This window comes from Bacteroides faecichinchillae JCM 17102, assembly GCF_000614145.1.
Lineage (GTDB): Bacteria > Bacteroidota > Bacteroidia > Bacteroidales > Bacteroidaceae > Bacteroides > Bacteroides faecichinchillae.
Genome location: NZ_BAKK01000006.1, coordinates 89786 through 105162 on the forward strand (window position 1 = coordinate 89786; position 15377 = coordinate 105162).

Consider the following 15377-nt stretch of genomic DNA (forward strand, 5'->3'; position numbering starts at 1 on the left):
AAATGTAGTTTAATTAGTGTCTTGTTAATGAAAAAGCTCTATGTGGGAACACGAACATTGGAAAGGTAGCTCCTACCGCCAACATAAAAATAACCGTACTTGCTATCAGAGAATTAGAAAAAAACATTTCCATAAATTTACTCAACTTCTCAGGTTCATTGACAGTCTGCAAACACATTATCAATGAGAACACCATGTTGTATGCAAACTTACCCGGAATCATTGGGAGTAATGCCGGAATATAGAGTACCGTCATTGGGCAATAAACTCTTTTGCCTAGCCATAAACTACCAAAGCCAATCACCAATCCCGCAAACAAGGAAGCTGTAGCAATATCTACTCCTAAATACGTTATCAGACAAAAACGACATGCATGTCCCAATGCCGCCAATATCGCAATTATTTTGAACGCTCGCAAAGGAGGATCTGAAATAGCTCCAAAACCAATTCCAGCTATCGCTGCAAAAAATCCGTCAGTTAAAATATCAAATATTATCATATCAAACTATTTTTGACCATTAATAATGTAAACGAAAGCCCGATAGCAATACTTACAATTAAAAGAGAAGCTTCTGTCAAACGAGCAAAACCAGTCAGTACATATCCTTCCACCACATCAATAACACCATTTATCAAAGGAACTCCCGGAACAAGATATAATACACTAGTTGCCATCGCTATTTCTGAAGTTGTATTAAAAATCAACGCAGTCGAAGCGCAAAGTGAAGCAACGAATGCCGAAACAATAAAAGTGATATAATGATTGATCTTTTTCTTTTGCATTTGCTGTTTCAAAAAAAATCCGGTAAGCGTAGCAGAGAAAACAATACCCATTGAACATAAGTCACCGCCAAACAGCTTACAAAAAGAAGCATTGGCAAAGCCAACCAGAATCAATACAAATAATGGATGTATTTTAGGAGCACTAATAATCTTATTATATTTTTCAGTCAATTCCTCCAGTGATAAATGTTTATCGAGTGCCTCCCAACTTAATGCACTTAATTCGGAGTTATGCTCGAAACTAATGGGATGTGCTGGAATATCTATTACTTCATTACATGCTTCATGAGTTTCTTTGTCGATAATGGTCAAGATAATATTTTTATGAAAAACGCCCAACTTTACATTTACATTAAAAGCTTCTCCAATACGTTTTGAGTTGCGCACAACTCGTGATGTATGAACCCCGGCTCCCATTAAATGGACTGAATATTCTGCAATAAATTTACCTATAGATAATAAAGATTCGCTTGTCTTCATATAGTGATATTTTTTTAATCGGGCACAAAAGTACAAAAAAAATAGATACCTTTGCCCCACTAAAAATAAAAAACACATGAATATGCAATTTACGTATCCTAAAGAAAGAATACGTTTCGCTATCTTTACTTTCTTTTTTGCCCAAGGACTTTGTATGGCAAGTTGGGCAAGCCGTATACCTGACTTTAAAGATTTATTTGCCGCTAATTATGCTTTTTATTGGGGACTTATTTTATTTATGATACCTGTAGGCAAATTTGTTGCAATCCCTTTAGCCGGTTATCTTGTTTCCACACTAGGAAGTCGTAGAATTGTACAGATCAGTATTTTGGGATATGGATTTTCTCTGTTTTGTATCGGCTTAGTTCACCACGTTTATATATTAGGTATTCTTCTATTCTGTTTCGGCGTATTTTGGAATCTATGTGATATTTCTTTCAATACACAAGGAATAGAAGTAGAAAGATTATATGGCAAGACAATTATGGCAACCTTTCATGGCGGATGGAGCATGGGAGCTTGTACAGGAGCTCTGATTGGCTTCTTGATGATATTATCGAATATACCACCTATCTGGCATTTTTTATTCATAGCACTTTTAATATGTCTCATTGTACTAACAGGAAAAAAATATTTGCAGGAATGTGGTTCCCTAACTGAAATAAAACAAGAAGAAAAAACAATAGAAAAAAACGGATTGAAATTATTGTTTCACAATCCGGAAATGTTATTACTTCAATTAGGTTTGGTTGGTTTGTTTGCTTTGATTGTAGAAAGCGCTATGTTCGATTGGAGTGCTGTGTATTTCGAATCAATTGTCCATGTTCCTAAATCCCTTCAAATAGGTTTTCTCGTATTCATGATTATGATGACAGTGGGGCGCTTCCTAACGAACTATGCTTATAGGCAATTCGGAAAAAAAAGAGTTTTGCAAATTGCAGGAAGCTTTATTTGTTTAGGCTTCTTTATTTCCGCACTATTAGGAAACTTTTTTGAATCGATGGCTCTAAAAGTGATCATCAATTCTTTCGGTTTTATGTTAGTCGGATTAGGGATATCCTGTGTAGTCCCTACTTTATATAGTTTTGTAGGAGCCAAGTCAAAAACTCCGGTAAGCATTGCACTTACTATTTTATCAAGTACCAGTTTTACCGGTTCTCTGGTAGCCCCCTTATTAATCGGTGCTATTTCGCAGGCTTTTGACATACGGGTTGCTTACATGTTGGTAGGATTATTTGGGGGATTCATTGTAATAATAGTTCATTTTAATAAAACATTTGAAATCAAAGGATAAGTACTATCTAAGAAAGACGTTCTATTTGTCATTCTATTTATTGTCTCCACCTATTCCAATCTTCAATTGAATTAAAATTAGAATATCGATAATTAAATATAGAACATCGTATTAACAAACAAAAAGTTGCATATAAAATATTTTTTTTAATAGAGTAAAAAAATACTGCTTTAACAGCATTATTCTTCTAGAAAAGGCTTTCTTTGAGATAGATTCTATGATTTTCATTGATTTTACCAATAAAAGCCTATTGACATGAAACTTAACAAACACACACTTTACAGTGATGATTTATTAAATATTTTACCAGAAGGAGTCCTCATTTTGAATACCGAAGGAGAAGTTCTGCTACTGAATCAGCAGGCAAGAATGGAACTTCAAACTAAGGTTCTAGACATAAATCCATTTAAATCTTGCCACATAGATAGTTTATTGAAACTTTTATATAATAAGGAAGATATTCTTCCATCAATTATGGATAAACTCCGCCAAGGAGAATGTCGTTACCCATTACCTGATCGTACTTATCTCCAGGAAAAAGTAAATTATACACAATTTCCTATAAAAGGACAATTTGAAACTCTTAAAGAAAAAGGTGAAATAAAAGTTATTGTATTCTTCTTCCGTAATATCACTGCAGAACTCACACAAGAATACATTTTAAATACTGCTTTGCAAAGAACAAAGATATATCCATGGTATTATGATATAAGTAAAGGTGAATTTACCCTTGATTACCGCTATTTTAAACATTTAGGTATTCCAGCAGGAGTGAATAACTCATTATCAATGGAAGAATATATAAATATGATTCATCCGGATGATCGTGAAGCTCTTGCTGATGCTTTTGTTGTACAACTAAGCGGAGTTGAAACCTATGAGAAACCTGTCCCTTTCCGACTACATCGTGGTGATGGAACTTGGGAATGGTTTGAAAGACAGTCCACTTATATCGCAAATGTATCCGGCCAACCCTATCGTTTAGTAGGGATCTGTATGAGTATACAAGAATATAAGGATATAGAAGAGACTTTAATTGCAGCCCGTAAAAAAGCAGAAGAAAGTGATAAACTGAAAATGGCTTTTCTTGCTAATATGAGCCACGAAATTCGTACTCCATTGAATGCAATCGTTGGTTTTTCGGATGTAATAGGAAATTCTTACAATGAATTAAGCAAGGAAGAAATTGAAGATTTTATAAGACTAATCAGCATCAATAGCGAACATCTAACAAGGCTTATTGATGATATACTCGACCTATCTAAAATAGAATCAAATACAATTGATTTTTCTTTTTCTGATAACTCATTAATATCTTTGTTTAAAGATATTGAGAAAGAACAAATAATGAGAAATATTTCAGAGATTGAAATAAAAGCAATATTGCCAGACAATGATATTAGAATTGTAACTGATGCTAGACGTTTGAAACAAGTCATTTGTAATCTGATAAATAACGCATGCAAATTTACTAAAAAAGGATTTATTCATTTTGGTTATACAGCCAGCAAAGAAGCAGTTTCACTATTTGTAGAAGATACAGGAATAGGTATCCCTTTCGAATATCAAGAACAGATATTCGAAAGATTCTACAAAATAAACTCCTTCAAACAAGGTACCGGATTAGGACTTTCAATTTGTAAAACGATTATAGATCATTTAAATGGAAAAATAACCGTTACATCCGAGTTGGGAAAAGGTAGTTGCTTCACAATTACATTACCTCTGAACAAAGAGAATAATCCCTAACGTTCCCGATATTCTTGAGGTGTAACTCCCGTATGCTGTTTGAAGTATTTATTAAAAAAGGAAAGATTATCAAATCCCAGCGACAAAGCAATATGTTTTACAGGTTTATCAGTAGATTTTAACCATACCTTAATATCTGTAATGATCAAAGAAGTAATTATCTGCAGAGGAGTTTTACCTGTCGCATTCTTAATAGATGAACTGAAATAAGGCAAACTTAGTCCCAACTGATCAGCATAAAATGTAACGTCATGGTGAACTGTATAAAATTTCAGAGCCAATTGCATAAAATCCTGATAAATAGCATACTTTCTTGTATACGAAGGTAAATACCAATTATTTTTCATTTTATAAAGTTCTGTTGATCCCTGAACAAACATCATGAGAATTGCATTGATAATTTCTCTGTTTTTCCTGTTTTTCAAAGATTTATATGCAATGATAGATGATTCATAAAACATCTTATAACTTTGTGCATCAAAAGGAGGCAAATTATATATTGGATTCTCTATGATAACCGGAAGAAGATGCTGGGTTGATCTCATCAAATTAATACTCTCGATAAAACCAGACGAAAATGCAGCAAAGTAAATATGTATATCTGATGAAAAATCATGAATTTCCATAAAATAATTAGAGGGTAAAGTAAGTAAGTCGTTCTCTTTAATATGATAAGTTCTGGCATTAATAGTTATCTGCATACTACCTCTTGTACACAGAATGAAAAAACAGGATTCTATTTTACAGGGATAATTTTTATAAGCCTTTAAGGATTTCTCAATTCCTTCTCCTACAGCATAATCAACAGATAAATTATATGTAGTTATACCTCTTCCTATCATTTAGATTGTCTTTGTATACAGCTATTTTACTTCCTTATTCAACCGATAAACCTATAATATACACATTAAATTGTTTAATTAATTACATAGAATCTTACTCTGAACAATTTATGATTCCGAGAGTTTTCCGATTTCTTTAGCTTCTCTTTCAGTAACCTTTCCGCCATGTCTATTCTGATATTGATGAACCATTTTTTATAGAATGGACATTATAAATAAAACAAGAATGAATATTATTTATTTTTTAGAAATCTGATCCTTCCTCCCCTCTTTATTTACAACAGCCGGATTACCTCTATATTCAATATCACCGCTACCACCAACCCTGGCACTAAGTTGTTTCGACGCATAACATTCAATATCTCCTGAACCTGAAACAGTAGCAATAACATTAGTAGTAACCAAATTTCCCGCACTAATATCACCGGAACCATTGACAGTCAGAATCGCATGTTGTGCAGTACCTTTCATTTCAATATCACCAGAACCCGCAATTTCTGCATTCACATTATCAACCTTCATATTTTTCAATACGATGTCCCCACTTCCTTTAACTGCCACAGAAATATCTGTATAGTTCAGATTTTCTGCATCAATATCTCCAGACCCCATTACATTCAATCCAATATTTGTACCTTTTATAGTACCTTTCAGACTTACATCCGAAGAACCTTGTATATCAACTTGCGTCAATGAGGGCGATGAAGCGATCACTTTCAAACGACGTTCTCCGCCATGAATATTGACTCCTTTCTTTATATTTACCTGTAATACTCCATTCACTGTATTTACTTCCAATAATTCAACCAGATTATCAGAACCGTAAATAAAAACTGCCACCTTAGAATTATTACTTTGGCGATATTCTACATCTGGACTACCCAATACTTTAATAGCACTGAAGTTACCTGCATTTTTTACTTCTTGCGTAATATATTTCTTACTGGGAATAACCGTCTGTGCTTTTACTCCTGTTACGGACAATAACATCCATATCATCCATACAGATACATTCTTTAAATTCTTCATAATTTCTTCGTTTAAATTGATTTATCACAAATATACTTTATATACTTTAAATAACAAGGAAATAACATACTATTCTTTATTGTATAACATCTATAAATTCATTACTTTTGTTCGTTAAAATAAAAAAATGAGCAATCATGGCAGATAATTATATAGAAAAACAACAAGAGGCATATGAGGCCCGAAAAGCCGCATGGAAACTAGCTATAAAGAATGGTAAAAAAACAACAACTCATCAAGCTAAAGCGAAACAAACTACTGAAACAGTCTCTGATACACTAACACAAAAGAGAAGAGTTTTTGTAACAGGAGGAGCAGAAGGAATAGGCAAAAGTATTGTATCAATGTTCTGTCAGGAAGGTGATTTAGTTGCATTTTGTGATAATAATGAGTTGGCAGGACAAGCCAGCGCAAAAGAGACAGGAGCTACTTTCTACCAAGTAAACGTCAGTGATAAAGAAGCACTTGAGAAATGTTTCCTGCATCTTCTGGCGGCATGGAAAGACATCGACATTGTCATCAATAATGTAGGTATCAGTACTTTCTCATCTATTACAGAAACAAGTGTGGAAGACTTTGACAGAATACTTTCTATCAACCTTCGCCCGACATTTATCCTTTCGAGACTACTGGCAATTCACCGCCAAGCTCAAGTTACTCCTAACCCTTATGGAAGAATAATTAATATTTGTTCTACACGATACTTAATGAGTGAACCCAGCAGCGAAGGATATGCCGCTTCCAAGGGAGGGATCTATTCGCTCACTCATGCATTAGCGACCTCTCTTTCAAAATGGAACATCACCGTAAATTCAATATCTCCGGGATGGATACAAACACAAAATTATGAGCAACTCCGTCCCGAAGCACATTTGCAACATCCTTCCAAACGAGTAGGAAAGCCGGAAGATATCGCCCGCATGTGTTTATTTATCTGTCAGAAAGAGAATGATTTTATCAATGGAGAAAATATCACGATTGACGGAGGTATGACAAAGAAAATGATCTATGTAGAATAAACCAATCTAATCGTTTTTTTGCTTATTAAAAGAGTAACACTATCCTACCAACATAGTGACGGTATATGCTCAACATGGTGTAACCATCCGAGACATATACCGTCATTCTTTTACAAACATTATTATGTAACCCAAAACAGCACCTATAATAGCTATTTTAATTCAAATAGCATCTTTTTACCATGCACAAGTTCATCATGAGTAATACGGTACTTATTTATTTTTTTACCGTTTAATAATACTTTATCAATATAAAGAGTTTCCGTCCCAGTACGATTACTTTCAATTACCAACTCCTTCTCTTTATACCATTTCGGATCCAGACAGATCGTTACTTTATTGAAAATCGGAGTCGTCAAAGTATATTCCGGCAATCCGGGACAATCCGGATAGAAACCAATCATATTGAAAATAGCCCAAGCCGACATCGTTCCCGTATCATCATTTCCGGGAATTCCATTCGGTTTTGTCGTAAAATACTTATCCAACACACGTTGAGTTTCTTTTTGTGTACGCCATTCCTCTCCCTTAAAATATGAGAATAAATAAGCATAAGCAATATCCGGTTCATTAGCGGGATCATAAAGTCCTTCATCAAATACCATTTGTAACTTATTGATAAAAGGTTTCTTCCCTCCCATCAACTTCGCAAGTCCGTAAACATCGTGCGGCACATAGAATGTATAGTTCCATGAATTACCTTCATGAAAGCCCGGACTCGGTTCAAAGTTCTCTCCTTGCTTCGGATCAAACGGACTATAGAAAGTTCCATCTGAAAGAATCGGACAAAATGTACCATATTCTTTACTATAATAATGTCTATAACCCAAAGAACGTTTGTAGAACAGTTCTGCATCTTTCTTCTTACCTAATGCATTGGCAAAACGTGAAAGTGCAAAGTCTGCAATATAATATTCCAACGCATGGGATACAGAGTTATCATATTGTTCGCGGAGAGGAATATATTCTTTCTCTATATAATCATCATTATCCGGACGCATCAGGTTTTCAGTTCCGGGCAATGTAGCCGATTTATACATCGCTTCATAAGCCAGATCGACATCGAAATCACGCAAACCTTTCATCCATGTATCCACAATAACCGGAATACTCGGATCACCCTCCATAGTCAGCGTCTCTCTTCCATACAATTCCCATTTCGGCAACCACCCATATTCCCGATACATATCAAGCATGGTACGTACCATTTCTATCTGACGTTCCGGATAAACCAAGGTCAGCAGCTGATGTACATTCCTATACGTATCCCAAAGAGAGAATACCGTATAGCGGTCTCCTTTCGTTGTCAGAATCTTATCACTTTCCATTGCCGGATATTCTCCATTAACATCCTGCAAAATATTAGGATGAATCAATAAATGATAAAGCGCCGTATAGAAAACCGTTTTCTGATCATCCGTTCCTCCTTCCACAGTAATTCGTGACAGGTCACCGTTCCATTTGGCACGTGCATCTGCATGAACCGTTTCAAAACTCTTTTCTGCCTGTTCCTTATCCAGATTCAAACGGGCATTCTCAATACTGACAAAAGAAACACCTATCCGTACCTCTATCTGTTCACCTTCTTCCGTATCGAAAGAGAAATAAGCTCCCACATCATCTCCGGCAATCTCTTTCCCGTACTTAGTATACAATTTATATTTCCCATTATCCGAGTCCCATTGAGCTTCTACCCCTGTCATCGGACGTTGTTTCTTCCAATACCCCGTTGCAGCAGGAATTTTATTCACCCGCATCACAAAATAGATAGGAAATACCGCTTGTGGATTATAGCAGAAAGTACCCAACAACTTCATTCCTTCCACCTCACAATCATTCACACGACGAAGCATTGCTCCTGTCTCATTCGTTAATCCTTCCCCCAAATTCAACAATACATGACTTTTACCTTTCGGGAAAGTGAAACGTGTAATCCCCGTACGAGGTGTAGCCGTAGTTTCCGTCTTCACATTATATTTTGTTAGATAGTTAGAATAATATCCGGGAGAGGCTTGTTCGTCTTTATATTTACTTCCATATTTTTTGTAATCAACGTTCAGTTCTCCTGTAGTAGGCATTAATAATAAAGATCCTAACTCTGGACAACCGACACCACTCAAATTCACATGAGCATATCCTGTAAAAAAACAATTCGTATGTTCATAAGGAGTAGACCACCAGCGGGCATCTTTATCATATTTATTATCAGAGGAGCCCATCACATTAAAAGGCACAACGGACATCATTCCGTTCGGGCAGACAGCCCCCGGATTAGTAGTTCCGAAATTTGTTGTTCCGATAAAAGGATCCACATAATCTATCAACAAATTCTTTTTCTCATTGAAAGGGGGGCCTCCCCCCTCTTCCGCATAAACGGAATGAAGAGAGAAAGCAAGTGTGTAAGCTAATAGTATGCGTTTCATATTTAGATAATACTCGTTCGTTTAATAAATTCGATGATTTCCTTGATATAACCGAAAGCCACACCTACTACAGTATCCGCTGCACCATAATAAACAGCTACCCGTTCACCATCTTGCAAAGCCGCACAAGGGAATACCACATTAGGCACATCTCCCTGAAGTTCATAAGGAGCAGCCGGACCGAGCAAATATTCACGAGTTCGGTACAATACTTTCTCCGGATGATCCTTGTCAAGAATAGCAGCACCCATCGAGTAACGGAAACCATTGCAAGTCGTAATCACTCCATGATAGAAAAGCAACCAACCTTCATCTGTCAGGAAAGGTACCGAACCTGCACCGATTTTAGTACATTGCCATGCACTTTCAGGAAAGGGAGTAACTTTCATCACGCAACGATGTTCACCCCAATATTTCATATCCGGACTGAAGCTGATGTAAATATCACCGAATGGTGTATGTCCATTGTCACTGGGACGACTCAACATAGCATACTTACCATCTATTTTTTGTGGGAAAAGTACACCATTACGATTGAAAGGAAGGAACGCATTCTCACATTGGAAGAACTCCTTGAAATCATAGGTATAAGCAATACCTATAGTCGGACCATGATAACCGTTGCACCAAGTCACCCAGTAACGGTCTTCAATCCATGTCACACGAGGATCGTATTTATATTCAGATTCAATCATCTCCGTATTACCTGCTTTGAAGCGAATAGGTTCATGGCTAATATCCCAATGAATGCCGTCTTTACTAAATCCTGTGAAAATATTCATCTGGACAGCCTTATTATCGCAACGGAATACCCCAGCGAATCCATCTTCAAAAGGGACCACTGCGCTATTAAAGATACTATTGGATGAAGGAATATGATAACGTCCGATAACCGGATTCTGTGAATAACGCCACATAACGTCTGTACATCCTGCTGGACGTTCTTCCCAAGGCATTTGAATTTTACTCATAGTTATATTTTTATATTAGTTATTTTTTAGAGTCATCATGAGTGAATGGAATAAAATATGTAATCAGAAAAGCCGGAATAGTAGCCAGCAACACATAAATAAAGAAATCCCGGTAGCCAAGCAAATCACTCAAGTAACCGCTAGCCATTCCCGGTAACATCACTCCCAGATTCATAATCGCCGACGCAAAAGCATAATGAGACATCTGATACTTTCCGGGAGCAATCTGCTGCATCATGAACAAGGTCAGTCCGACAAAGCCGAAGCCGTAACCAAAATATTCCATGGTAATACAAGTTCCTACTAAATAAAGATTATCCGGTCGAACAATAGCCAGAAAAGTATAAGCAATAAACGGAAGATTGAATATGCAACAAAGCGAGAAAAGTGTTTTTTTCAATCCAAACTTAGAAACATAAAAACCTGCCAGCAAAGAACCAAGCACAAAAGCCGCAGAACCGAATATTCCAACCAATGTACCGATTTCTGTGGTTGTCAGTCCCAACCCACCGACTTCTCTTGACGAACGAAGAAACAAAGGAGCAACTTTCATGATAAAACCTTCTCCTAACCGATATAAGATAATGAAGAAAATATAGTAAATGATATGTTTTTTAGTGAAGAAGTTACGTATTACCGCAACCAGTTCTCTGCCAACTTCCGCAACCGTTTTTCTCTCGGCAGAAGAAACCGGGACTTGTGTCGATGGCAACATTTTTATATGATAAATCCCCAATAAGACAAGCATTAATGCAATGATCCCATAAATAATCATCCAAGAGTACGAATAAGCTTCCTTGTTCATCTCCAACGGAGCTCCTTCTGTAGCCCCGAAGTATTCAGATAGCATACCTGCCAAAGCAACCAGCCCTCCATTAGCCACCAATTTGGCAATATTGTAAAAAGCTCCCTGAACTCCAATATACTTAGTCTGATCAACTTGGTTTAACTCTGCATGTATACCCCGTCACAAGCCACATCATGCGTTGCTCCGCTAAATGCAATCACAGCCATGGTAGAAATACTAATCGCAAAAAAGTAATTAGAAAACAAAGAAAATGCGACCAGTCCAAACAGAAAACCACTTAACATTTCAGTCAGCAGAACAAAGAATTTCTTCGTCCGGTACATTTCCATAAAAGGACTCCATAGAAATTTCAAAGTCCAAGGAAGTATTAACAGGGAAGTCCAAAACGTAATTTGTGTATCCGAAACTCCTAATTCCTTATACATATACAAAGAAACCAGATTTACCGCAATGAAAGGAAGCCCCATTGCATAATAAGCAGTAGGTACCCAATAAACAGGATTAGTAGCTTTGTGTTGAGAAACAGTTTTATTATGTTGCATAAATCATAGTATATAGATGAAAATATATTTTTATCATACTCATATATAATACAACTAAGATAGTAAAATTACTAATACCCATTCCTACTTTTTTTTAAATTTTCTCTTTTACCTGAATATTTTCCGGACTTCTTCTCACATTTTTTATTTTTTCTCCTTGTTCTTTCCGTTAAAATTAAAAAGAAACCTATCTTTGTCTGATAAGCTAATGTCAATAACAAAATAATTTCTTTAAAATGAAACATGAGAGTGAGCTCCTAGTATATAAAGCCTCTGCCGGATCCGGCAAAACCTTTACACTGGCTGTGGAATACATTAAATTATTGATTCTCAATCCACGTGCATACCAACACATTTTGGCTGTTACCTTCACCAACAAAGCGACAGCCGAAATGAAAGAGCGCATTCTCAGCCAGCTATATGGCATTCAGACAGGCGACAAAGACTCCGAAGCTTATCTTGAACGTATTGAAGAAGAGACAGGAAAAACAGAAGAAGAAATACGAATAGCTGCTGGAACAGCTTTAAGCTATATGTTACACGATTATAGCCGTTTCCGCGTAGAAACAATCGACTCGTTCTTTCAGTCCGTCATGCGTAATCTGGCACGTGAACTTGAACTTAGCCCGAACCTGAATATCGAACTGAATAATGCCGAAGTATTGAGTGATGCTGTAGACAGCATGATCGAAAAACTCGGACCTACTTCTCCTGTGCTGGCTTGGCTATTGGACTACATCAACGAACGAATTGCAGACGATAAACGCTGGAATGTATCTGACGAAGTGAAAAACTTTGGACGCAATATATTTGACGAAGGTTATATTGAAAAAGGAGGAGGACTTCGCCAACGGCTTCGTACCCCTGACACGATAAAAGAATATCGAAAACAACTAAAAACTCTGGAAACCGAGATTCTGGAACAGATGAAAGGATTCTATGAACAGTTTGAAGGAGAATTGGATAACCATGCACTAACTGCCGATGATCTGAAAAACGGTTCAAGGGGAATCGGAAGTTATTTTCGTAAACTGAATAACGGAATTCTAAGTAACGATATTCGGAATGCGACTGTAGAAAAATGCCTGGAAGATGCAAAGAACTGGGCAACTAAGACTTCTCCCCGTTATGGAGATATTATTGCTTTGGCCGGCTCGAGTCTGATGCAGATTCTGGAAGACGCGGAAAAACTCCGTTCAAAGAATAATCTTTTGTTAAATAGTTGCCGCCTTTCCCTGCAACATCTCAATAAAGTACAACTTCTCGCCAATATCGACGAAGAAGTACGTCAATTAAATCATGACAACAACCGCTTCCTTTTATCAGATACTAACGCATTACTCCATCAATTAGTAAAAGACGGAGATTCTTCATTTGTCTTTGAAAAGATAGGAACCAACATCCGTAACGTTATGATCGATGAGTTTCAAGATACCAGCCGGATGCAATGGGGAAATTTCAAACTCCTTTTGCTCGAAGGTCTGTCTCATGGTGCCAATAGCTTGATTGTAGGAGATGTCAAGCAATCTATCTACCGTTGGAGAAACGGAGATTGGGGAATTCTGAATGGACTGAATGATCATATCGAACATTCTAAAGTTCGTGTCAAGACATTGGTAACCAACCGGAGAAGCGAAACAGCCGTCATTCGATTTAATAATCGTATTTTTACAGCTGCAGTGGACTACTTGAATGATATCTACAAAAAGCAATTGAATAAAGATTGTGAAGATTTACAGAAAGCATACGCAGATGTCGTTCAGGAATCCCCGAAAGAAGTAGAAAAAGGATATGTGAAAGTCTCATTCCTTGAGCCTGATGAGGAGCATGATTATACAGAACAGACACTTATCAGTCTGGGGGAAGAAGTAAAAAGGTTGCTTGCCTCTGGCATAAACCTGAATGATATTACTATTCTGGTACGAAAGAATAAAAATATTCCCCGAATCGCCAATTACTTTGACAAAGAGCTACATTACAAAATAGTATCAGATGAAGCCTTTCGCTTGGATGCTTCCCTTGCAATTTGTATGATGATAGACGCACTGCGTTATTTATCCAATGAGAATAATCGCATTGCACGTGCTCAACTAGCCATCGCATACCAGAATGAAGTTTTGCAAAAAGAGTTAGATATCAATACTCTCTTAATGCATCCTGTAGAAGACTATCTCCCTCCAATTTACCTTGAAAAGCTTGCCGAACTAAGGTTAATGCCTCTATATGAATTATTAGAAGAACTTTTCAGTATCTTTGAAATGAACCGTATCCAGCAACAAGACGCTTATTTATTTGCTTTCTTCGATGCTGTGACCAACTATTTACAAAGCAATTCCTCGGAACTTGACAGCTTTCTTCGTCATTGGAACGAAACATTGTGTAGCCAAACAATTCCTAGCGGTGAAGTAGATGGTATCCGTATTTTCTCTATTCACAAATCCAAAGGATTGGAATTCCATACAGTACTCCTTCCATTCTGCGACTGGAAACTTGAAAATGAAACAAATAACCAGTTGGTATGGTGTGCCCCTCAGGTAGCTCCATTTAACACACTGGATATACTTCCCATCAACTATTCCACCCAAATGGCAGAATCAATTTATGGAAACGATTACTTGCATGAACGATTGCAATTGTGGGTAGACAATCTTAACTTACTATACGTAGCTTTTACTCGTGCAGGAAAGAATCTGATTATCTGGAGCAAGAAAGGACAAAAAGGTACCATGTCCGAATTGCTTACGAATACATTACCCGTCGTAGCCCTAAAAGAAGGAATCGAATGGGAAGAAGATTGCTACGAACAAGGAAAGCTTTGTCCTTCTGAAGCGAAGAAAGCTAAAGTTTCCACCAATAAACTTACCCGAAAACCGGATAAGTTACCCATTCATATGGAATCCATGCACCACGATATCGAATTCAGACAATCCAACCGTTCTGCTGATTTCATACAAGGAATTGAGGAAGACGAATCCAGTAACCGTTTCATCAATCGCGGACGTATGCTTCACACGTTATTTTCTGCTATTGAGACAGCGGATGACATTGAACCAGCTATCGAACGGCTTGTATTTGAGGGGGTAATCAGAGATCAGGATAAAGAAGAAATGACTCGTGAAGTGGCACATAAGGCCTTCTCACTTCCCGAAATACAAGAATGGTATTCTGGGGAATGGACACTATTTAACGAATGTGCTATCGTATACAAAGAAAAGGGGATCCTTCAAACCCGTCGTCCGGACCGTGTCATGATGAAAGACGGGCAAGTGGTTGTTGTCGATTTCAAGTTTGGAAAAGAAAATTCCAAATATAATATGCAGGTAAAAAGCTATATGCAATTACTTGCCCAAATGGGGTATAAAAATATTACCGGTTATCTATGGTATGTAGAGGAAGAAAGAATTGTAAAAGTATAACAGAAGAATATGGATAAAGTA

At 36.9% G+C, this 15377-nt stretch carries 10 protein-coding genes and 1 pseudogene; 4 read left to right on the forward strand and 7 right to left on the reverse strand.

Features of this window, described 5'->3' with window-relative positions:
* Positions 1 to 13: 13 nt before the first annotated feature.
* Entirely contained in the window at positions 14 to 499 is a 486-nt protein-coding gene (locus JCM17102_RS04760) for a threonine/serine exporter family protein (protein WP_025074205.1), read from the reverse strand.
* Complete coding sequence (locus JCM17102_RS04765) at positions 496 to 1263, reverse strand: threonine/serine exporter family protein (RefSeq protein ID WP_025074206.1); 768 nt, start codon at positions 1261 to 1263, stop codon at positions 496 to 498. Before JCM17102_RS04765 ends, JCM17102_RS04760 begins: the two co-directional genes overlap by 4 nt.
* Before the next feature lie 76 nt (positions 1264 to 1339).
* On the opposite strand from JCM17102_RS04765, the gene JCM17102_RS04770 reads away from it, so the two are divergent.
* The gene (locus JCM17102_RS04770) at positions 1340 to 2557 is read left to right on the forward strand and encodes an MFS transporter (RefSeq protein ID WP_025074207.1); all 1218 of its coding nucleotides are present in this window, start codon (positions 1340 to 1342) and stop codon (positions 2555 to 2557) included.
* A gap of 255 nt (positions 2558 to 2812) precedes the next feature.
* Positions 2813 to 4306 carry a PAS domain-containing sensor histidine kinase gene (locus tag JCM17102_RS04775; protein ID WP_025074208.1) on the forward strand — a complete coding sequence of 498 codons (1494 nt, stop codon included), beginning with the start codon at positions 2813 to 2815 and terminating at the stop codon, positions 4304 to 4306.
* Here JCM17102_RS04775 and JCM17102_RS04780 read toward each other — a convergent pair.
* Both JCM17102_RS04780 and JCM17102_RS04785 read right to left on the reverse strand, forming a co-directional pair.
* A complete protein-coding gene (locus tag JCM17102_RS04780; RefSeq protein ID WP_033886547.1) occupies positions 4303 to 5148 on the reverse strand; it encodes a helix-turn-helix transcriptional regulator in 846 nt (281 codons plus the stop codon). The genes JCM17102_RS04775 and JCM17102_RS04780 overlap by 4 nt on opposite strands.
* 237 nt (positions 5149 to 5385) lie before the next feature.
* Positions 5386 to 6177: a head GIN domain-containing protein gene (locus JCM17102_RS04785; protein ID WP_025074210.1), complete on the reverse strand. Its 792-nt coding sequence runs from the start codon at positions 6175 to 6177 to the stop codon at positions 5386 to 5388.
* A 137-nt stretch (positions 6178 to 6314) separates the two neighbouring features.
* Here JCM17102_RS04785 and JCM17102_RS04790 point away from each other — a divergent pair, with 137 nt between their 5' ends.
* Entirely contained in the window at positions 6315 to 7196 is an 882-nt protein-coding gene (locus JCM17102_RS04790; protein ID WP_025074211.1) for an SDR family NAD(P)-dependent oxidoreductase, read from the forward strand.
* Between the two features lie 152 nt (positions 7197 to 7348).
* Here the strand turns inward: JCM17102_RS04790 and JCM17102_RS04795 are convergent, their stop codons facing one another.
* From JCM17102_RS04795 to JCM17102_RS26230, 3 genes and pseudogenes are all read right to left on the reverse strand, one after another.
* Positions 7349 to 9619, reverse strand: coding sequence for a GH92 family glycosyl hydrolase (locus JCM17102_RS04795; RefSeq protein ID WP_025074212.1), 2271 nt, complete (start codon positions 9617 to 9619; stop codon positions 7349 to 7351).
* A 2-nt stretch (positions 9620 to 9621) separates the two neighbouring features.
* Positions 9622 to 10590 (reverse strand): 1,4-beta-mannosyl-N-acetylglucosamine phosphorylase, encoded by a 969-nt coding sequence (locus JCM17102_RS04800; RefSeq protein WP_025074213.1) that lies wholly within the window; start codon positions 10588 to 10590, stop codon positions 9622 to 9624.
* Positions 10591 to 10609: 19 nt separating this feature from the next.
* Positions 10610 to 11940, reverse strand: a pseudogene (locus JCM17102_RS26230) (MFS transporter).
* Between the two features lie 236 nt (positions 11941 to 12176).
* On the opposite strand from JCM17102_RS26230, the gene JCM17102_RS04815 reads away from it, so the two are divergent.
* Positions 12177 to 15356 carry a UvrD-helicase domain-containing protein gene (locus JCM17102_RS04815; RefSeq protein WP_025074214.1) on the forward strand — a complete coding sequence of 1060 codons (3180 nt, stop codon included), beginning with the start codon at positions 12177 to 12179 and terminating at the stop codon, positions 15354 to 15356.
* Positions 15357 to 15377 lie beyond the last annotated feature (21 nt).